The sequence below is a fragment of the Paraburkholderia sp. RCC_158 genome (genome assembly GCF_041355255.1).
Taxonomy (GTDB): Bacteria; Pseudomonadota; Gammaproteobacteria; order Burkholderiales; family Burkholderiaceae; genus Paraburkholderia; species Paraburkholderia graminis.
Map to the genome: position 1 here is coordinate 35,773 of NZ_JBFUPM010000010.1, position 19,271 is coordinate 55,043.

The following is a 19,271-nucleotide window of genomic DNA, read 5'->3' on the forward strand; positions in this document are numbered from 1 at the left end:
ATCCCGCGGTTCGGGCGGCACAGACTGCCGCCCGGCAAGCGTTTCAGGCGCGCTATTCCAAGGAGGTTCACGTGCCCCGCAAGACTCCCATCGAGCGCTACCGGAATATCGGCATCAGCGCTCACATCGATGCCGGCAAAACCACCACCACTGAACGCATCCTGTTCTACACCGGCGTGACCCACAAGATCGGCGAGGTTCACGACGGTGCGGCGACGATGGACTGGATGGAACAGGAGCAGGAGCGCGGCATCACGATCACGTCGGCGGCCACCACCGCCTTCTGGAAGGGCATGGCCGGCAACTATCCCGAGCATCGGATCAACATCATCGACACGCCGGGGCACGTCGACTTCACGATCGAAGTCGAGCGCTCCATGCGCGTGCTCGACGGCGCCTGCATGGTCTACGACTCGGTCGGCGGCGTGCAGCCGCAATCGGAAACCGTCTGGCGTCAGGCGAACAAGTACAAGGTGCCGCGCATCGCGTTCGTCAACAAGATGGACCGCGTCGGCGCGGACTTTTTCCGCGTGCAGCGTCAGATCGGCGACCGCCTGAAAGGTATCGCCGTGCCCATCCAGATTCCGATCGGCGCGGAAGAGCACTTCCAGGGCGTGGTCGATCTCGTCAAGATGAAGGCGATCTTCTGGGACGAAGAGAACCAGGGCATCAAGTTCGAGTACCGCGATATCCCGGCGGAACTCGCGGCGACGGCGAAGGAATGGCACGACAAGATGGTCGAAGCCGCCGCCGAAGCGAGCGAGGAACTGCTGGAAAAATATCTGGGCGGCGACACGCTGACCGAAGACGAAATCAAGCACGGCATCCGCACACGCTGCATCGCCAATGAAATCGTGCCGATGCTGTGCGGCAGCGCGTTCAAGAACAAGGGCGTGCAGGCCATGCTCGACGCGGTGATCGACTACCTGCCGTCGCCGGTCGACGTGCCCGCGATCACCGGTCACGACGAGCACGACAACGAAATCGAGCGTCATCCGAACGACACCGATCCGTTCTCGGCGCTCGCCTTCAAGATCATGACCGACCCGTTCGTCGGCCAGCTGATTTTCTTCCGCGTGTACTCGGGCGTCGTGAATTCGGGCGACACCGTCTACAACGCGATCAAGGAAAAGAAGGAGCGCCTCGGCCGGATCCTGCAGATGCACGCAAACGAGCGCAAGGAAATCAAGGAAGTCTACGCAGGCGACATCGCCGCGGCAGTCGGCCTGAAGGAAGCGACGACCGGCGACACGCTGTGCGATCCGAACAACGTGATCATCCTCGAAAAGATGATCTTCCCCGAGCCGGTGATCTCGCAGGCCGTGGAGCCGAAGACCAAGGTCGACCAGGAAAAGATGGGCATCGCGCTCAATCGTCTTGCGCAGGAAGACCCGTCGTTCCGCGTGCAAACGGACGAGGAATCCGGTCAGACGATCATCTCCGGCATGGGCGAGCTGCACCTGGAAATTCTCGTCGACCGGATGAAGCGCGAGTTCGGTGTCGAGGCAACGGTCGGCAAGCCGCAGGTTGCGTATCGCGAGACCGTGCGCAATAAGGTCGAGGACGTCGAAGGCAAGTTCGTCAAGCAGTCGGGCGGCCGCGGCCAGTATGGCCACGCGGTCATCACGCTCGAGCCCGCGCCGCAGGGCAAGGGCTACGAATTCGTCGACGCGATCAAGGGCGGCGTGATTCCGCGCGAATACATTCCGGCCGTCGACAAGGGCATCCAGGAAACGCTGAAGGCCGGCGTGCTCGCGGGCTATCCGGTGGTCGACGTCAAGGTGACGCTGACCTTCGGTTCGTACCACGACGTCGACTCGAATGAAAACGCGTTCCGCATGGCCGGCTCGATGGCGTTCAAGGAAGCCATGCGCAAGGCCAAGCCCGTGCTGCTCGAACCGATGATGGCCGTCGAAGTCGAAACGCCCGAAGACTTCATGGGCAACGTGATGGGCGATCTGTCGAGCCGTCGCGGAATGGTGCAAGGCATGGAAGACATCGCGGGCGGCGGCGGCAAGCTCGTGCGCGCGGAGGTGCCGCTCGCGGAAATGTTCGGCTATTCGACATCGCTGCGTTCGGCGACACAAGGCCGCGCGACCTACACGATGGAGTTCAAGCACTACGCCGAAACGCCGAACAACGTCGCGGAAGCCGTCATCAACGCGAAGCACAAGTAAGCCTGTGCGCCGGTGAAAGCGGCCTGGGTTCTGCAAGGCAAAGCAGGCGAAGCCCGTCCCTCGTGGACGGGCTTTTTTTCGTCGATCGAATAAGCTCGTGAGCGCACTCACGCGACGCGCAGCTTTTTTAACGTGTAAAAATGCCGGACGGGGCCGCGAAGCTCGCCCCGCCTCCCAAGCCACGAGGAGACACGCGATGAGCCAGGATCACGAACATCCGCATTACAACGACGAGAAAGACGCGCCGCAGCCGGCGCCTGTCGATTGGCGCGAGCATGGCGTCAAGGTCATCAGGGGCGATCAGCTCGACACCAACACGGCGCAGACGCCCGGCATGAATCGCGCCGCCGCGATCAATGCGGCGCGCGTCGGTGCACAGAAAATCTGGGCCGGCACCGTGACGATTCATCCAAATGCGAAGACCGGCGCGCATCATCACGGCGCGCTCGAAAGCGTGATCTACGTGGTGCGCGGCCAGGCGCGCATGCGCTGGGGCGAGCATCTCGAGTTCACCGCCGAAGCCGGCCCCGGCGACTTCATCTTCGTGCCGCCGTATGTGCCGCATCAGGAGATCAATGCGAGCACCGACGATCCGCTCGAATGCGTGCTCGTGCGCAGCGACAACGAAGCGGTGGTGGTCAACCTGAACATCGACGCCGTCGAGCAGCCCGAAACGGTGTACTGGGTCGATCCGATTCACAAACATCCGCACGATCACTAATCCACTCTCACGCGACTCATGACGCCGACCGCTTCGCTGCGCCCTCGCCTTCTCACGCTGTACGCCGTTCTGATCGCCGCCAATCTCGCCGCCTGGGCGTGGGCGTTGATCGCGTTCCGCCACTATCCGCTGCTCATCGGCACGGCCTTGCTCGCGTATGGATTCGGTCTGCGCCATGCGGTCGACGCGGACCACATCGCCGCCATCGACGCCGTCACACGCAAGCTGATGCAGACCGGCAAGCGCCCGCTTGGCGTGGGTCTCGCGTTTTCGCTGGGACATTCGACCATCGTGATTCTGGCGACGCTCGGCATAGCGTGGACCGCGCATTCGCTGCACGGCCGCTTCGAGACCTTCAAGGCCGTGGGCGGCACGATCGGCACGCTTGTTTCGGCGACGTTTCTGCTCGTGCTCGCGGCTGTGAATCTCGTGATTCTGCGCGATGTATGGCGCCGCTATCGTCATGTGCAACGCGACGGCGAAGCCGCTGTGATCGCGTTCGATCGTGCCGATGCAGGCGCGCCCGGCGGTCTTCTATCGCGCGCGCTGCGGCCGCTGTTCCGGCTCGTGACGAAAAGCTGGCATATGTACCCTGTCGGCGTGCTGTTCGGCCTCGGCTTCGACACCGCCACCGAGATCGGTCTGCTCGCGATCGCCGCGTCCGAAGCCGGCAAGGGCTTGCCGCTGTATTCGATCCTCGTGTTCCCCGCGCTCTTCACCGCGGGCATGACGCTCGTCGATTCGACGGATAACGTGCTGATGGTCCACGCATACGGCTGGGCGATGGACGACCCGAAGCGCAAGCTCTACTACAACGCGAGCATTACGTTCGTGTCGGCGGTCATCGCGATTGTGATTGGCGGCGTCGAAGCGTTGGGACTGCTGTCGGACAAACTCGGGCTCAGTGGCGGCGTGTGGGATGCGGCGGCGAGCGTCAACGAGCAGTTCGGTGTGCTCGGCTACGGAATCGTCGCCGCGTTCATGGCGTGCTGGATCGGCTCGGTGCTGTTTCACCGCTGGCGGCGGCGGGACGTCGCAGCGCGGTGAGTCGATGAACCGCGCTCGAGCGTTCAACAGCGCTCGAGCGTTCAAGCTCTTCATAGCTCCGTTGCCGGTTCGTTCGCTATAGCGCCGCCAATGGCAATCGAAGTCCACGCGCGCAGCCCGCAGCAGGGACGCGCGGCTTCCGCGCGATGCCCCGTGAAGCCATCGCAACCGTTGTCATCACGACACACACCGGCCCTTTTTATCCGCCGATCGCGGATCTCACGCCGACGCGAGCGCTCCAATCCGCGAGCAATCGCTTAAACTGAAACGGCCTTGCATCGCCGAAACAGCGCCCATGCGCAGTCAACCTGCCGCGCATCCGGCGCGGCTTCTCAGAACCGGCAACCGAACGGACTGGACATTCCAACGATGAAGACTCCCGCTGACCGATTTCCCGCTCTCGACCTCGCCCGCCGCACCGCCGACGCCTACGGCAATCACGCCATCGACGAATTCCGCGCCGGCCGCATCACGCGCCGCGAACTGCTGCGCTATGCGAGCGTGATCGGCTTGTCGCTCGTGGGCGGCGGCGTGCTCGACGCGCCGCGCGCATCGGCACAGGGCAGCGCGAAACCCGGCACGCCGTCGAATCAGACGATTCGCGTTGCGCATCTGACGCCCGCCGGCGCAGTCGATCCGCTCACGGTGACGGACGCGGCGAGCCTCGCGCTGCTGAACCAGACCGGCGAATTCCTGATCGACGACGACGGCGAAAAGCTCATGCTGAAGCCGGCGCTCGCGTTGTCGTGGAAGCCGAACGACAAGGGCGATGTGTGGACCTTCAAGCTGCGCGAGAACGTGAAGTTCCACGACGGCCAGCCGTTCACCGCGAAAGACGTGGTCGCCACGTTCGACCGTCTCGCCGATCCGGCAAGCGGCTCGGCGGCGCTGTCGGTGCTAAAGGGCGTGCTGTCCAAAGGCGGCGCAAAGGCGGTCGACGACCACACGGTCGCTTTCCACCTCGACGCACCGAACGGCAACTTCCCCTACTACGTTTCCTCGGACAATTACAACGCAGTGATCCTGCCGGCGAATTACGCGGGCGGTTATGAAAAGAGCTTCATCGGCACCGGTCCGTTCAAGCTCGAGAAGTATCAGGCGAAGGTCGGCGCGTCGTTCGTGCGCAACCCCGATTACTGGGGCGAAAAAGCGTTACCGCAACGGGTACAGTTTTCGTTTTACGCGGACCAGCAGGCGCAACTGCTCGCGCTGCAAGGCCATCAGGCCGATGTGATGGGCACGTTCACCGTGCAGGGCGGCGCGGCCATTCTGAACAACCCCGACTACAAGGCAGTGGGCGTCAAGTCGAGCGCGCATCGGCAGATTCATATGCGCAACGACAATCCGCTCTTCAAGGACAAGCGCGTGCGCCAGGCGCTCGCGTTGTCGCTCGATCGCGACGTGCTGGTGCGCGGCCTCTTCAAGGGCCGCGCGCAACTCGGCAACGACAGTCCGTTCGCGCCGGTGTTTCCTTCGTCGGATGCGGGCGTGCCGCAGCGCAGGATCGACGTCGCGAAGGCCAAGCAGCTGCTCGCGCAAGCGGGCGTGCCCAACGGCTTCGACGTCACGCTGACCACCGAAAAGTACATGGAGATTCCCGATCTCGCGGTCGTCGTGCAGAACGCGGCGAAGGCGATCGGCGTGCGCATCAACCTGAAAGTCGAGAGCCAGTCGTTGTATTACGGCGCGGGTACGCCGGGCAAATCGGACTGGCTCGACTCGCCGCTCGGCATCACCGACTACGGTCATCGCGGCGTGCCGAATGTGTTTCTGAACGCGCCGCTCACGAGCGGCGGCACATGGAATGCCGCGCACTTTAAGAATCCGCAATACGATCAACTGGTCGCGCAGTTCGTCGCGGCTGTCGACCTCGCCTCGCAGAAGAAAATCTCCGGGCAGATTCAGACCTTGTTGCTCGACGAAACGCCGATCATCATTCCATTCTTCTACGATCAACTGATCGCGATGCGCAAGGGCGTGAACGGCGTGCGTTTCACCGCGCTCGCGCAGCTTTATTTCGACCGCGCGGTGCTGAGCGCCTGAGCGTCCCAGCGTCTGAGCGTTTTACTCGCGCGCCGCCTTTGACTGGTCAGCCGTTCACTATGTCGACCACTGCAAATCCCTCCGCTTCCGCGCCGAACGGCAACGCCGGGCGCGTCGTGCGTTTTCTGGCGACGCGCGTCGGCCTCTCGTTGATCACGCTGTGGCTGTTGTCGATGATCGTGTTTGCGGGCGGCCAACTGTTGCCCGGCGACATCGGCCGCGCGGTGCTCGGTCCGCTCGCCGACGCGCGCGCGGTCGCCGCGCTCAATCATCAACTCGGCGCCGACCGTCCGCTGATGACGCAATACGTCGACTGGATCACGCATTTTCTGCGCGGCGACATGGGGCTTTCGTACGCGTATCGCGAGCCGGTGGGACCGTTCATCGCCGATGCGCTCGCGCATTCCGCGAAGCTCGGCTTGCTCGCGTTCATCGTCGTCGTGCCGCTCGGCATTGCGGGCGGCGTGTGGTCCGCCATGCACGCGGGACGCTGGCTCGATCGCACGATCAGCATCGCGGGCTTGTCGGCAACGGTGGTGCCCGAGTTCGTCTCGTCGATCGTGCTGATTCTCGTGTTCGGCGTGTGGCTGCGCTGGCTGCCTATCGAGGCGTCGTATCCGCCCGATGCCGGCGCGCTCGAACAGTTGCGTTACCTGATCCTGCCGATCCTGCCGCTCGTGCTGGTGTTCTTCGGCTACATCGCGCGGATGGCGCGCGCCGGCACCGTCGAAGCACTCGACGCCGACTACACGCGCACCGCGATATTGAAGGGCTTGCCGCGTCATGTCGTGATCTGGCGGCATGTGCTGCGCAATGCGCTGCTGCCGACCATCACCGTGGCCGCAACTCAGCTCGGCTACATGATCGGCGGACTTGTCGTGGTGGAGACGCTGTTCCGCTATCCGGGCATCGGCTCGCTGATCTACAACGCCGCGAAGGCCAAAGACTTCCCCATGCTCGAAGCCGGCGTACTGACCATCGGCGTGGTGTACACCGCCGCCAATCTGATCGCGGATGCGTTGCACGTGCTGCTCAATCCGCGCTTGCGCGTGAGGAGCGCCGAATGAGCACGATCGTTCCACCGGCCGCGCCGCGCGCCGCGAGCGAGCCGCGCTTCGACCCGTTGCGCGTGCTGCTGCGCTCGCCGACGTTCGTCGTCGGCCTCGTCATCGTCGTATGGTGGATTGTTTGCGCGATCGCCGGGCCGTGGTTTGTGCCCGTCGATCCCTACGCGTCCGACCCGCTCAACTCGCTGATGCCGCCTGACCACACGCACTGGTTCGGTACGGATCAACTGGGCCGCGATGTGTTCTCGCGTGTGATCGTCGGCGCGCGCGACATTCTCACGATTGCGCCGCTCGCGACGCTGCTCGGCACGGCGACGGGCACCGCGCTCGGTCTCGTGGTCGGCTACTTCGACGGCTGGGTCGACAACGTGGTAGGCCGCGCGATCGACGCCATTCTCGCGCTGCCGCTCGTGATCGTCGCGTTGCTCGCGCTTGCCGCGGTGGGCGCGTCGAACTTCACGGTAATACTCGTGATCGGCATCACGTTCGCGCCGATCACCGCGCGCACCGTGCGCGCCGCCGTGTTCGCCGAGCGCCATCTCGACTACGTGGCCGCCGCCCAACTACGCGGCGAACGCGCGCCGTACATCATGTTCGCGGAGATCTTGCCGAACGTGCTGCCGCCCATCATCGTCGAGGCGACCGTGCGGCTCGGCTACGCGATCTTCGCGGTGGCCACGCTGTCGTTTCTCGGCTTCGGCATTCAGCCGCCGTCCGCCGACTGGGGCCTCGCCCTCTCCGAGTCGTACACGCTGATGGCGGGCGGCGCATGGTGGACCGTCGTGTTCGCGGCCGCCGCGATTGCGTCGCTCGTCGTCGGCGTGAATCTGATCGCCGACGGCGTACAAGGTGTACTCGACCGATGAACGGACCGCCGCCCTCCTCGTTCCCCGCCTTCGACGTCTCGAAGAGCGATCGCACGGATGCGCTGACCGTCGTCGGCCTGACGGTCACGTACCGGATGCGCGGACGCGATCGCGAAGTGCTGCAGGACGTGTCGTTTCGCGTGCGGCGCGGCGAAGCGTATGGGCTCGTCGGCGAATCGGGCTGCGGCAAGTCGACCGTCGCGATGGCGGCGCTGCGCTATCTGCCGCGCAACGGCAAAGTGAAGGCGGGCAAGATCGCGATCGCGGGCGCCGAGGTGAACAAGCTCGATGCCGATGCATTGCGGGCGCTGCGCGCCAATACGATTTCGATGGTCTATCAGGACCCCGGCCGCGCGTTGAATCCGTCGCTCACGATTGCGCGGCAAGTGTCCGAAGCATTCGAAGCCGCCGGTCTCGCGCGCGAAGAAGCATTGCAGCGCTCGCTCGAGATGTTGCAACGGGTGCGCATTGCGTCGCCCGAGCGGGTGATGGCCAGCTATCCTCATCAATTGTCGGGCGGCATGCAGCAGCGCGTGGTGATCGCGATGGCGCTCGCTTCCAACCCGGCGCTGCTGATTCTCGACGAACCGACCACGGGGCTCGACGCCACGGTCGAAGCCGAAGTGCTCGACCTCGTCGCGCAACTGCGCGCGGAGCTGGGCACGGCCGTGCTGTTCATCAGCCATAACCTCGCCGTGATCGGACGCATGTGTGAGCGCGTCGGCGTGCTTTACGCGGGCAAGCTGGTCGAGGAAGGCGCGACCGAAGATGTCTTCACGCGGCCGCGTCATCCGTACACGGTGGGCTTGTTGCGCTGCCTGCCCACGGCGGGGCGCAGCAAGGACAGCGAGCGGCTCGATACGATTGCGGGCGGCTTGCCGTCGCCGGGGTCGGTCACGCAAGGCTGCATCTATGCCGAGCGTTGCCGTCTCGCCGACGACCGCTGCCGCCGCGAAGCGCCGCCGCCGTATCGCGTGAGCGCAGCGCATGGCGATCAGATGTCGCGTTGCCATTATCACGAGCGCGCGATCGAGTTGCCGCGCGCAAGCGCGCAAGCGTTGCCCGCGGACCATCGCGCGATGAGCGGCAACGAGCCGCGTGCGCTCGTGCTGCGGGCCGAAAATCTGTCGAAGACTTTCCATGTATCGGGCGGCGGGTTGCGCGCGGTCGACAACGTATCGCTCGATCTCGCAGCCGGCGAGACGCTCGGCCTCGTCGGCGAATCGGGCAGCGGCAAGACGACGCTTGCGAAGCTGATGCTCGGCCTGCTCACGCCCGACGCCGGCAGCGTGCTCGAACTCGACGGCGCGCCGCTCGCCGCGCGCGTCACGCGACGCAACGACGAGCAGGTCAAGTCGCTGCAGATCGTGTTCCAGAATCCCGACTCGGCGTTGAATCGCGCGCATTCGGTCAAGCGTCTGATAGGCCGCGCGTTGTCGCGTCTTGGCGCGCTGCGCGGCGCCGCCATCGACGAACGGCTTGCCACGCTGACCGCCGCCGTGCGTTTGCCGGAGCGCTATCTCGGCTCGCGCACGCGCCAGCTTTCCGGCGGACTCAAGCAGCGCGTGGCGATTGCGCGCGCATTCGCGGGCGAGCCGCGCGTGGTGGTCTGCGACGAGCCGACTTCCGCGCTCGACGTCTCCGTGCAGGCCGCGATTCTCAATCTGCTCGCCGATTTGCAGCGCGAGCGCGGCGTCAGCTACGTGTTCATTTCGCACGATCTGCACGTCGTGCGCTATCTGTCCGATCGTATCGCCGTGTTGTATCTCGGCAGGCTGCTCGAAATCGGGCCGGCTGCAGCCGTGTTCGACGGACCGCAGCATCCTTATACGGAAGCGCTGCTGTCGTCAGTACCGACACTCGATGCCCACGCGCGTAAAACCCGCATTCGGCTTTCAGGCGATTTGCCGAGCGCCGCATCTCCGCCGTCGGGTTGTGTGTTTCATACGCGCTGCCCGCGCAAGCTGGGCGCGATCTGCGAGCAGCAGGACCCGCCTTTTGCGGACGCAAGCGGCGGCACCGAAACCACCGAAGGCAAGCACCTGATCCGCTGCCATATTCCCGTCGATCAATTGCGCATGCTGCAAGCCGCCCCGCGCGACGAGGTCAACGACATTCCCGACGATGCGCCAACCGTCTAACGCAAGAAACGCCGGACGCGACCCATCGCAATAGATGCGCCGGCCGCGCGTGCCTGGAACCAAAGCGCCGCGATTGCCTCATATCAATTCAACGTTCGATATGAGGGCATCACAACATGCAACGAAACGTCCCCCGCTACGCGGCGCGTGCGGTCGCCGGCCTTGCCGCGGCCGCCGCTTTGAGTCTCGCCTCGCTCGCGCATGCGCAGACCGGCGCGCAAAAGCCGGCGCCGGCCGCGCAGCCACTGTCGCCCACGTTGTCGCAGGCCGCGCCGCCTGTCGATCCCAGCTTCTCCGCGTACTCGCTCGCGCAGACCTGCAAGCAGAAGAACGATAACGTCGCGCAGGGCCAGTGTGTCGGCGCGATTCGCGGCATCATCCACGGCTATCAGTACGGCGTGTTGTTCCTCGGTCAGCGCACGTCCTTGCCGGCCAACGAAACGCAGCGCGTGTCGCTGTGTCTGCGCAATGCGCCGGTGTCGTCGATCGTCGAGGAATTCGTCACGGACGCGGGCCAGGTCAACGACGAGTCGCTCAAGCACACGCCCGCCGAAGTCGCGGTGCTGGGCTCAGTGCACATGCATCACAGCTGCAATTGACGACGCACTGCCCCTGCGGTGAGCGCGACGCTCAGAGCATTTCCAGCGCGCGCTTGCCGCGCGGCGGCTTGAAGTAGCCGTCGATGGCGGCAAGCTCCTCTGCGTCGAGCCGCAATTCGAGCGCGCGATAGTTGTCGCGCACGTGCTCGACGCGGCCCGCCTTCGGAATCGCGAACACGCCCGGCTGTTGCAGCACCCAGGCAAGCGCCACCTGGAACACCGAGACGCCGCGCGCGCTCGCAATATCGTCGAGCGGCGAGCGGCGCGGCAGACGCGCGTGATCGACGGGACTGTAGGCCATGGCCGGCATATTGCGCGCGGCGAGCCAGGGCAGCAGGTCGAACTCCGGCCCGCGCCGCGCGACGTTATACAGAATCTGGTTCGTCGCGCACGACTCGCCGCCGGGCGTGGCCACGAGTTCTTCCATGTCGTCGGTATCGAAGTTGCTCACGCCCCAGTGGCGGATCTTGCCGGCTTCGCGCAGCGCCTCGAATGCCGCGACCGTCTCCGCGAGCGGCACCGAGCCGCGCCAGTGCAGCAGATACAGATCGAGCCGATCCGTGTTCAGACGTTTGAGGCTGCGTTCGCACGCCGCAATCACGCCGCGCCGGCTCGCGTTATGCGGATACACCTTGCTGACAAGGAACACCTGGTCGCGCAGTCCTGCAAGCGCTTCGCCGAGCAGCGATTCGGTTGCGCCGTCGCCGTACATTTCGGCGGTATCGATCAGCGTCATGCCGAGCTCGACGCCGCATCGCAGCGCGTCGATCTCAGCCGCGCGGCGCGCCGGCTGCTCGCCCATCTCCCATGTGCCCTGCCCGAGTTTCGGGATGCGCTCGCCGTCGGGCAGGCTCACGCTTGCGATGTCGCTCGTCATGCTGGCTCCTGAAGTGACTGACTATGGCTGAATGTCCGACCATGCGACGGCGCGAAACACAGACCCGGCGCACGGCGCTGCTGCTCGATTCGTATCGACGACGCATCGACGAGTTTAGCGGCTACGCCGCGATCCGACCGATGACCAGGCAAAAGCCCGCTATAACGTCGCGCGCCGATGTCTTAGAATTGCTCCTCGCCCTTCTAGCGTAAGCCCCATGACCTCTGCCTCGGAAGACCGCTGGCGCGATCTGCGCCCGGACCCGGAAAACGACACACCGCTCTACCTGCAACTTGCCCGCAAGCTCGGCGCCGCGATTCACGAGAATCGCTGGAACGCGGGCGAAGCGCTGCCTTCGGAGCGTGTGCTCTCGGAGGCGCTTGGCGTTTCGCGAATCACGTCGCGCAAGGCCATCGCGTTGCTCGTCGAACAAGGTTTGATTCGACGCACGCAGGGCGCCGGCAGTTTTATCACGCCACGCTACGAAGACCCGCTGTCGCGTCTGTCGAGCTTCAGCGAAATGCTGCGGCGGCGGGGTTTTACGCCGAGTTCGCAGTGGCTGTCGCGTGAGATCCTGCCGGCCAATCGCGATGAAGTGATCCAGCTCGGGCTGTCGCCGGCTGCGGCGGTGACGCGTCTGCGGCGCTTGCGTCTCGCGGACGGCATCGTGATGGCCGTCGAGAACTCGACCTTTCCGGCTGCGGTGATTCCCGATCCGCAGGCCATCGGCGATTCGCTTTATACGTACCTGGAGAACCGCGGGCTGACCATCGTCCGCGCGTTGCAGCATTTCCGCGCGGTGAATGCGAGCGAGGAAATCGCGCAGCAAATGAGCATCGCGCCGAATGAGGCGCTGCTGTTGATCACTCGTGTGGGCTATACGGCGGATCAGCGCGCTATTGAACTGACCGACACTTATTGCCGTAACGATTACTACGATTTTGTGGCGGAGTTGCGTAAGTAGGTGGTTGGGAGTTTGCCGTGCAAGCTTTCTTCGATGCGGCCGTCGTGATGCGGCCGCATCAACGCATCAAACCCACTTCGCCTCGTGCGTGCCGATCGGCGCGGGTGGCAGCGCAAGGAAAGCCGGCGTCTCGTCGAGCTGCTCGGCCGGCTGCACAGCCTGCACGCGGCCAAACCCGGACTGCACGGTATCGACGCAGTCGCGTACGTCGTCAAGCGTGAGCTCAGGCGCCTGCCAGCCGTCGGGAATCTCACCGAACGATTGCAGCCAGCGGCCCGTCTGTGCGAGCGACACCTTCACATGCCAGCTACCGCCTTCGGTAGCGCGCCGCGCCAACGCGGCCATCGCGCCGAACGCGGCGAGATAGCCGGTCGCGTGATCGAGCGCCTGACACGGCAGATGCCTCGGCTCCGCGGATGCCGCCGCGCGCTGCTCCGTCGCCGCGATGCCGCTCGCGGACTGCACGAGGCTGTCAAACCCGCGCCGCGACGCCCACGGCCCTTCGTATCCATACGCGCACACCGACACGTAGACGATGCCGGGCCGCAGACGCGCTGCATCGTCGGGACCGAATCCGCGCGCCGCCAGTGCGCCGGGGCGATACGCCTGTAGAAAGACATCGGCATCGCGTGTCAAGCCGCGCAGCGTTTCGCGGCCTGCCGCATCGCGCAGATCGAGCACGGCCGAGCGCTTGCCGCGGCCGTTGTCGATGACGAGCGGCGCAATGTTCGGCAGATGCGGGCCGTTGATCATCAACACTTCGGCGCCATGCTGCGCGAGCGCGCGCCCACCGACCGGACCGGCGATGATGCGCGACAGGTCCAGCACGCGCACACCCGACAGCGGCCGGCTGCCCGCATTCACCGACGGCGACGCATGCCGCGTCGCGAGTTCCGGCGGGGCATCGCCGATTCGCTCTATTTCGAAGAGCGGCAGACTCGCGATTGCCTTTGCCTGATCGAGCGCGGCCCACTCTTGCGGCGTGCGAATCAACGCCGCGCACAGGCCGGCGTCGGCGAGCGTCTGGTCGAGCGCCGAGCCATCCCATCCACGTATCGCCGATGCGACCGCCGCGCGATCGTTCTCGCAGCCGAGCACTTTCAATACGCCCGCCAGATGATGCGCGAAGTTCGTGTGCAATTGAATCCAGCGGCCGTCGCGCGTCTCATAAAAACCCGTCACAGGATCGCGCAGCGCGGGCGGCGGACCACCGTCGATTCGCAGATAACGTTCGCTGCGAAACGAAGCCAGCGCGCGGCGCATGTCCACGCTGACGCGCTGCCCGCGTCCCGTGCGCAACCGATGATATTCAGCCGCTGCCAGCCCCGTCGCGGCGATGGTCGCGCACGCCAGCGCGCCGACACGAAACACGGACGGCAAGGCCGGCTCGCTGCCGGTGAAGTGAACCGAGCGGAGCGCGGCTCGCTCGCAGTGTGCGAGCGTCCAGATGTGATCGAGTGCGAGTTCGGGGGTCATGGCGTTCACATTCGGGTCGAGGAATGTGGATGAGTCTAGGAGCGTGGGTTGTTTGAATCAATCTTGATTGTGATAATCAATGTATATTGATTTGTTTGGTTGTTGTGCGGCCTATCCTCATGTCCCCATCTCCCGATTCCTTGACTGCCACCGAAGCCGCCGCCGAACTCGGCATCAGCGTGACCACGCTTTATGCGTACGTGAGCCGCGGCTTGCTGAGTTCGTCGCCGGATGCACAAGGCAAGCATCGCCGCTACGACGCGCGCGAAGTGCGGCGGCTCGCGCGGCGCAAGGAAGACGGCAAGCGCGCGGGCAAAGTCGCGCAGAAAGTGCTGGATTGGGGCGTACCGGTGCTGGAATCGTCGATTACGCTCGTCGCCGATGGTCGCCTGCTGTATCGCGGACGCGATGCGATGGAGCTTGCGCGCACCGAATCGCTCGAAGATATTGCGGCGTTGCTATGGGAGTGCAGCGCGGCGCGTATCGCCGATGCGCCGCCCGTCCCGCTCGGCGCCGCTCAATGGGCCGCGTGGCTGAAGCTGTGGGGCGACAGCACGCCGCTCGATCGCGCGCTCGTGCTGCTGCCCGCGGCGGCCGCGCAAATGCCGCGGGTCTGGGCGCTCGGGCGCGATGCGCAACTGGACAACGCGTGCGCCGTGATGCGGCTGCTGGCCGCCGCGATGATCTCGGCCGCGCCTTCGAATGCGCCGCTGCATCGACAGTTGGCGTCCTCGTGGCAGGTCCGCAACCGGCAGCAGGCGGCGCTGCTGCGCGCCGCGCTGGTCGCGTGCGCGGACCATGAGCTGAATGCGTCGACGTTCACGGTTCGCTGCATTACGTCGACGGGCACGCATCTGTTCGGCGCGGTGGCGGGCGGTCTCGCCGCGCTGGCCGGCCCGCGTCACGGCGGCGAGACAATGCGCATCGCGGCGTTGTTCGAAGAAGCGTCGCGCGCCGCCGATCTCGATCGTTACCTGGCCACTCGTCTGTCGCGCGATGAGCACGGCGCGCAGGGGCCGGTGCTGTCCGGCTTCGGCCATCCGCTGTATCCGCAAGGCGATCCGCGCGCGCGGCTCCTGCTGGAATTGTTGCGCGAGTGCGCGCCGGCGCGCTCGCCGCTCGGCGAGGTGCAGGCGCTGGCGCGGGCGGTCCGCGATACGACCGGTGCTGAGCCGACCGTCGACTTCGCGCTCGCGGCTATCGAGCGGGTGCTTGGCTTGCCCGTGGGCGCCGCTTTCACGTTGTTTGCGGTGGGGCGTGTCGTCGGGTGGATCGCGCATGCGATGGAACAGGCGCGCGACGGCGGCTTGATCCGGCCGCGGGCGAGGTATGTGGGGGAGAGTTGAGCGTTTCTTGTCGTCGGGCGGGGCACTCACGCGCCGGCCCGGCGGGCTCCTTCTCTCTTCACGCAACGACTGTCGCGCAAAACGCTCCCCTCCGCTCCTTCACATAGCGCCGAGCCAACGCGGCAGCCAGCTCGGCACCGCCGCACCGCGCGTCGGCCTCGCCGGGCCGCGTTCCGCACCACGTTCCGAGCCGCTGGCGAGCGCGAAGCGCGCACCCGCCTCTCCCGCGCTGATCCACGCGACCGCCCCGCGCGGCAGATCGATCGATTCGCCGGTGGCGAGCCAATAGTCGTCGCGGTCACCTTCGACGGTCAGCCAGATTTCACCCGAGATCACCTTGAAAGTGGACGGGCGCGCGACGCGCCACGCGGCCACCGGCTCGTCATGTTCCAGTTCAAAAATCCGCACTTCACGCATGGCCGTTCTCCTTCAGAGGGCTTTTGTGTTGTATCGATTATTGTCGTGCGATCATCGGATACCCATGCACAGTTCCGAACAGTTTCATCGGAACTGTGCAGTCGAAAAACCGAACAGTTGGCGTGTGTGAGCTCCTGAACCGCACCGCACGTCTTGTCCGGGAAGGAAAGCACATGCGACTTGAGATTCAGCTTGATAGAGACAACGGCGTACCGCTGACGGAGCAGATCGTCGCGGGCGTCAGCACCTGGATTCGCTCACGGACCGCGCATCCGGGCTCGAAATTGCCGTCGATCCGCCAGTTCGCCGCCGACTACGGCGTGAGCCGCTTTCCGGTCATCGAGGCGTATGACCGGCTGGTATCGCTCGGTTACATCGACTCGCGCCACGGTTCGGGCTTCTATGTGGCGGACCGGCCGCCCGGCGGCGCGCAGTGCGACGGCACCTCGGACCCGCGCCGCGCCGAAGAAGAATCCGACCATCTGCTGCAGCAGTTCAATCATCCCGGCGAAACGCTGAAGCTCGGCAGCGGCTTTATCCCCGAGCCGTGGCGAGATACGGACAGCATCGCGCAGGCGATACGGCACGTGCTGCGCACCGATCCCGCGAGCATGGTCGATTACGCGACGCCGCTCGGCAACCTCAGCTTGCGGGAACATTTGCAGGCGCGAATCGCGCAACTCGGGATTCGTGCTGACACGTCGCAGATCCTGATCACGAACGGCGCGAGTCAGGCGTTCGATCTGCTGATGCGCTACATGCTGAAGGCGGGCGACACGATCTTCGTCGAAGACCCCGGCTACTACAATCTCTACGGCCTGCTGAAGCTGCACGGCGTGCGGCTCGTCGGCATTCCACGCGCGCGCAGCGGGCCGGATCTCGACGTCATGCAGGCGCAGTTGAAGCAGCACCGGCCCAAGCTGTTCTTCATCAATACCGTGTTCCACAATCCGACCGGGACCACGGTCGCGCCGCCGGTCGCGTTCCGGCTGCTGCAACTGGCGCGCGAGCACGGCTTTACGATCATCGAAGACGATATCTACGCCGACTTTCAGACCGACGTCACCGACCGCCTCGCCACACTCGATCAGCTCGAACATGTGATCTACATCGGCGGACTGTCGAAGACGCTGTCGTCGTCGTTGCGCATCGGCTGCGTGGTCGCGAGTCACGCGATCATCAAGGATCTCGTCGACATCAAGATGCTGACGAGCATTGGCGGCTCGCTTTTCGCGGAAACAGTGACGGCGTCGCTGCTCGAGCGCGGCGCATATCGTAAGTATCTCGAACGACTGCGCCGCCGTATGCGTGACGCGCTCGGCTCGACAATCCAGACACTCGAGGATGAGGGCTGGGAAGTGTTCGAGAAGCCCGTCGGCGGAAAATTTTTGTGGGCGCGCGTGCCGCACGTGGACAATGCCGAGCGGCTGGTGGAATGCGGCGCGCCGCTGGGCGTGACGGTCGCGCCGGGCAGTTACTTCAGGCCGGGTATGGAGCCGAGTCCGTGGATTCGAATTCACGCGGCGTTCGGTAACGAGCCGCGTGCGCAGGCGTTTTTTCGGGCGGCGGCGAAGTTGAAGTGAGTGACTCGGACTTGCGCGCTGGATGTCTGAGCCTGGCTCCGCACCGCGGCCGTGCTGCGTCGGTGCTGCGTCGGTGCATTCTCCAAACGATACCGGGCAGCAGATGCGAACACGCTCGTCTCGCGCGGTGCTGCGGCCCGACCCCTCGCTGTGTCGTCCGCGGCTTTTCCCTAGAATAGCGAGTTCCTGCCCGTTCTGAGCGCCAAGCCGCTACTTCATGTCCACGCCGCCGACCCAGCCCGTTCCCTCGACCGTCGCGCCCAGCGCGCCTTCCGCCCGCTCGCTGACGGTCATGCTGTGGCTCGTCGCCACCGGCTTTTTCATGCAGACGCTCGACTCGACGATCGTCAACACCGCCCTCCCGGCGATGGCGACGAGCCTCGGCGAATTGCCGTTGCGCATGCAGTCCGTCGTGATCGCCTATTCGCTGACGATGGCCGTGATGATCCCGGTCTCCGGCTGGCTCGCCGACAAACTGGGCACGCGACGCGTGTTCTTCAGCGCGATTCTGGTTTTCGCGGTCGGCTCGTTGCTGTGCGCGAACGCTCACACGCTGAACCAGTTGGTGATCTTCCGGATCGTGCAAGGCGTGGGCGGCGCGATGTTGCTGCCGGTCGGACGGCTCGCCGTGCTGCGGACTTTTCCGGCAGAGCGCTATCTGCCGGCGCTGTCGTTCGTCGCGATTCCCGGACTGATTGGCCCATTGATCGGCCCGACGCTGGGCGGCTGGCTCGTCAAGATCGCGTCGTGGCACTGGATCTTTTTGATCAACGTGCCCGTTGGCATTGCAGGATGCATCGCCACGTTCATCTTCATGCCCGACAGCCGCAACGAAGAGGTCGGCAGGTTCGACGTCAAGGGCTATTTGCTGCTGGTCGTCGGCATGGTGGCGATTTCGTTTGCACTCGATGGCCGCACCGAATTCGGCATTCAACACGCAACGGTGCTGGTGCTGTTGATTCTGGGCCTGGCCTGCTTCGTCGCCTATGGCTTGCACGCGGTGCGCGAGCCCGCGCCGATTTTTCCGCTCGACCTGTTCAAGATTCACACGTTCAGTGTCGGACTGCTCGGCAATCTGTTCGCGCGGATCGGGAGCGGCGCGATGCCTTATCTGATTCCGCTGCTGCTGCAAGTGAGTCTCGGCTACAGCGCATTCGAAGCCGGCATGATGATGCTGCCCGTTGCTGCTGCCGGCATGGCGTCGAAGCGGCTCGTGACGAAGCTGATCGTCAGGTACAGCTATCGTCGCGTGTTGATCGTCAACACGGTTCTCGTCGGCCTGACGATGGCCAGCTTCTCGCTGACCAACGCGGGACAGCCGCTGTGGCTGAGGCTCGTGCAACTGGCGTTGTTTGGCGGCGTCAACTCGATGCAGTTCACCGCGATGAACACCTTGACGCTCAAGGATCTCGGCACTGGCGGCGCAAGCAGCGGCAACAGTTTGTTCTCGCTGGTCCAGATGCTGTCGATGAGCCTCGGCGTCACCGTGGCCGGCGCGCTGCTGGCGACCTTCACCGGGCTCTTGCCGCGCGTGACGGCTGCCAACTCGCTGCCCGCGTTTCATGCGACGTTCCTTTGCGTGGGGATTATCACCGCGGGTTCGGCGTGGATTTTCGCGCAGTTGTCGCCGGATATCCGGACGCCGGCCAGGAAAACTGATCCGTCGGAGCGGACGTGAGGGGTGGGGTTGGTGGGGGTTTGCTGGTGGGAAGGTTGCGCTTGGAATGCGGGCGGAAGTGGCTCGATGGCTTGATGGCTTGATGGCTTGATGGCTTGATGGCTCGATGGCTCGGCGGCTCGATGGCTCGATGGCTCGATGGCTCGATGGCTTGATGGCTCGGCGGCTCGATGACTTGGGGGCTGGAGGTGGAACGGTGGAGGCTAGCCGCTGAGGGGTGAAGGCTGGTGGCTGGTGGCTGGTGGCTGGGGGTTCGTGGCTGGGGGTTC

General features: G+C 65.0%; 15 protein-coding genes. 12 read left to right on the plus strand and 3 right to left on the minus strand.

Annotation, left to right across the window (positions count from 1 at the left end):
* Positions 1 to 71 precede the first annotated feature (71 nt).
* The 8 genes from fusA to AB6809_RS20150 all read left to right on the plus strand — a co-directional run bounded on the left by fusA (position 72) and on the right by AB6809_RS20150 (position 10,661).
* A complete protein-coding gene (gene fusA / locus AB6809_RS20115) occupies positions 72 to 2,177 on the plus strand; it encodes an elongation factor G (protein ID WP_006050086.1) in 2,106 nt (701 codons plus the stop codon).
* 196 nt (positions 2,178 to 2,373) lie between these two features.
* Entirely contained in the window at positions 2,374 to 2,898 is a 525-nt protein-coding gene (locus AB6809_RS20120) for a cupin domain-containing protein (protein WP_006050085.1), read from the plus strand.
* Positions 2,899 to 2,916: 18 nt separating this feature from the next.
* Positions 2,917 to 3,945 carry a HoxN/HupN/NixA family nickel/cobalt transporter gene (locus AB6809_RS20125; protein ID WP_029968060.1) on the plus strand — a complete coding sequence of 343 codons (1,029 nt, stop codon included), beginning with the start codon at positions 2,917 to 2,919 and terminating at the stop codon, positions 3,943 to 3,945.
* A gap of 369 nt (positions 3,946 to 4,314) precedes the next feature.
* Positions 4,315 to 5,988 (plus strand): ABC transporter substrate-binding protein, encoded by a 1,674-nt coding sequence (locus tag AB6809_RS20130; protein ID WP_029968062.1) that lies wholly within the window; start codon positions 4,315 to 4,317, stop codon positions 5,986 to 5,988.
* Positions 5,989 to 6,047: 59 nt separating this feature from the next.
* Positions 6,048 to 7,055, plus strand: a complete 1,008-nt coding sequence (locus AB6809_RS20135) for an ABC transporter permease (protein ID WP_029968064.1) — start codon at positions 6,048 to 6,050, stop codon at positions 7,053 to 7,055.
* Positions 7,052 to 7,921, plus strand: a complete 870-nt coding sequence (locus AB6809_RS20140; protein WP_006050081.1) for an ABC transporter permease — start codon at positions 7,052 to 7,054, stop codon at positions 7,919 to 7,921. The genes AB6809_RS20135 and AB6809_RS20140 overlap by 4 nt, the downstream gene beginning before the upstream one ends.
* The gene (locus AB6809_RS20145; RefSeq protein ID WP_035569892.1) at positions 7,918 to 10,062 is read left to right on the plus strand and encodes an ABC transporter ATP-binding protein; all 2,145 of its coding nucleotides are present in this window, start codon (positions 7,918 to 7,920) and stop codon (positions 10,060 to 10,062) included. Before AB6809_RS20140 ends, AB6809_RS20145 begins: the two co-directional genes overlap by 4 nt.
* A gap of 116 nt (positions 10,063 to 10,178) precedes the next feature.
* Complete coding sequence (locus AB6809_RS20150) at positions 10,179 to 10,661, plus strand: hypothetical protein (RefSeq protein ID WP_029968069.1); 483 nt, start codon at positions 10,179 to 10,181, stop codon at positions 10,659 to 10,661.
* 31 nt (positions 10,662 to 10,692) lie between these two features.
* Here the strand turns inward: AB6809_RS20150 and AB6809_RS20155 are convergent, their stop codons facing one another.
* Positions 10,693 to 11,538, minus strand: coding sequence for an aldo/keto reductase (locus AB6809_RS20155; protein ID WP_029968070.1), 846 nt, complete (start codon positions 11,536 to 11,538; stop codon positions 10,693 to 10,695).
* A 217-nt stretch (positions 11,539 to 11,755) separates the two neighbouring features.
* Between AB6809_RS20155 and AB6809_RS20160 the strand changes: the two genes are divergently transcribed.
* Positions 11,756 to 12,502: a GntR family transcriptional regulator gene (locus tag AB6809_RS20160; RefSeq protein WP_006050077.1), complete on the plus strand. Its 747-nt coding sequence runs from the start codon at positions 11,756 to 11,758 to the stop codon at positions 12,500 to 12,502.
* 66 nt (positions 12,503 to 12,568) lie between these two features.
* Here the strand turns inward: AB6809_RS20160 and AB6809_RS20165 are convergent, their stop codons facing one another.
* On the minus strand, positions 12,569 to 13,978 hold the full coding sequence (locus tag AB6809_RS20165; RefSeq protein WP_029968072.1) for a CoA transferase: 1,410 nt from the start codon (positions 13,976 to 13,978) through the stop codon (positions 12,569 to 12,571).
* 119 nt (positions 13,979 to 14,097) lie between these two features.
* Here AB6809_RS20165 and AB6809_RS20170 point away from each other — a divergent pair, with 119 nt between their 5' ends.
* Positions 14,098 to 15,324: a citrate synthase family protein gene (locus tag AB6809_RS20170; protein WP_029968074.1), complete on the plus strand. Its 1,227-nt coding sequence runs from the start codon at positions 14,098 to 14,100 to the stop codon at positions 15,322 to 15,324.
* 99 nt (positions 15,325 to 15,423) lie between these two features.
* On the opposite strand, the gene AB6809_RS20175 is transcribed toward AB6809_RS20170, so the two are convergent.
* Complete coding sequence (locus AB6809_RS20175; RefSeq protein ID WP_029968075.1) at positions 15,424 to 15,741, minus strand: DUF2917 domain-containing protein; 318 nt, start codon at positions 15,739 to 15,741, stop codon at positions 15,424 to 15,426.
* Positions 15,742 to 15,914: 173 nt separating this feature from the next.
* Between AB6809_RS20175 and AB6809_RS20180 the strand changes: the two genes are divergently transcribed.
* Together AB6809_RS20180 and mdtD are read left to right on the plus strand one after the other, a co-directional pair.
* Positions 15,915 to 17,324, plus strand: a complete 1,410-nt coding sequence (locus tag AB6809_RS20180) for a PLP-dependent aminotransferase family protein (protein ID WP_029968077.1) — start codon at positions 15,915 to 15,917, stop codon at positions 17,322 to 17,324.
* Positions 17,325 to 17,541: 217 nt separating this feature from the next.
* Positions 17,542 to 19,002, plus strand: a complete 1,461-nt coding sequence (gene mdtD, locus AB6809_RS20185) for a multidrug transporter subunit MdtD (RefSeq protein WP_006050071.1) — start codon at positions 17,542 to 17,544, stop codon at positions 19,000 to 19,002.
* Positions 19,003 to 19,271 lie beyond the last annotated feature (269 nt).

Coding starts and splice junctions, on each gene's coding strand:
- mdtD (WP_006050071.1), top strand. CDS start 17,542: ATGTCCACGCCGCCGACCCAGCCCGTTCCCTCGACCGTCGCGCCCAGC.
- AB6809_RS20145 (WP_035569892.1), top strand. CDS start 7,918: ATGAACGGACCGCCGCCCTCCTCGTTCCCCGCCTTCGACGTCTCGAAG.
- AB6809_RS20165 (WP_029968072.1), bottom strand. CDS start 13,978: ATGACCCCCGAACTCGCACTCGATCACATCTGGACGCTCGCACACTGC.
- AB6809_RS20170 (WP_029968074.1), top strand. CDS start 14,098: ATGTCCCCATCTCCCGATTCCTTGACTGCCACCGAAGCCGCCGCCGAA.
- AB6809_RS20125 (WP_029968060.1), top strand. CDS start 2,917: ATGACGCCGACCGCTTCGCTGCGCCCTCGCCTTCTCACGCTGTACGCC.
- AB6809_RS20180 (WP_029968077.1), top strand. CDS start 15,915: ATGCGACTTGAGATTCAGCTTGATAGAGACAACGGCGTACCGCTGACG.
- AB6809_RS20175 (WP_029968075.1), bottom strand. CDS start 15,741: ATGCGTGAAGTGCGGATTTTTGAACTGGAACATGACGAGCCGGTGGCC.
- AB6809_RS20160 (WP_006050077.1), top strand. CDS start 11,756: ATGACCTCTGCCTCGGAAGACCGCTGGCGCGATCTGCGCCCGGACCCG.
- AB6809_RS20150 (WP_029968069.1), top strand. CDS start 10,179: ATGCAACGAAACGTCCCCCGCTACGCGGCGCGTGCGGTCGCCGGCCTT.
- AB6809_RS20120 (WP_006050085.1), top strand. CDS start 2,374: ATGAGCCAGGATCACGAACATCCGCATTACAACGACGAGAAAGACGCG.
- AB6809_RS20130 (WP_029968062.1), top strand. CDS start 4,315: ATGAAGACTCCCGCTGACCGATTTCCCGCTCTCGACCTCGCCCGCCGC.
- AB6809_RS20155 (WP_029968070.1), bottom strand. CDS start 11,538: ATGACGAGCGACATCGCAAGCGTGAGCCTGCCCGACGGCGAGCGCATC.
- AB6809_RS20135 (WP_029968064.1), top strand. CDS start 6,048: ATGTCGACCACTGCAAATCCCTCCGCTTCCGCGCCGAACGGCAACGCC.
- AB6809_RS20140 (WP_006050081.1), top strand. CDS start 7,052: ATGAGCACGATCGTTCCACCGGCCGCGCCGCGCGCCGCGAGCGAGCCG.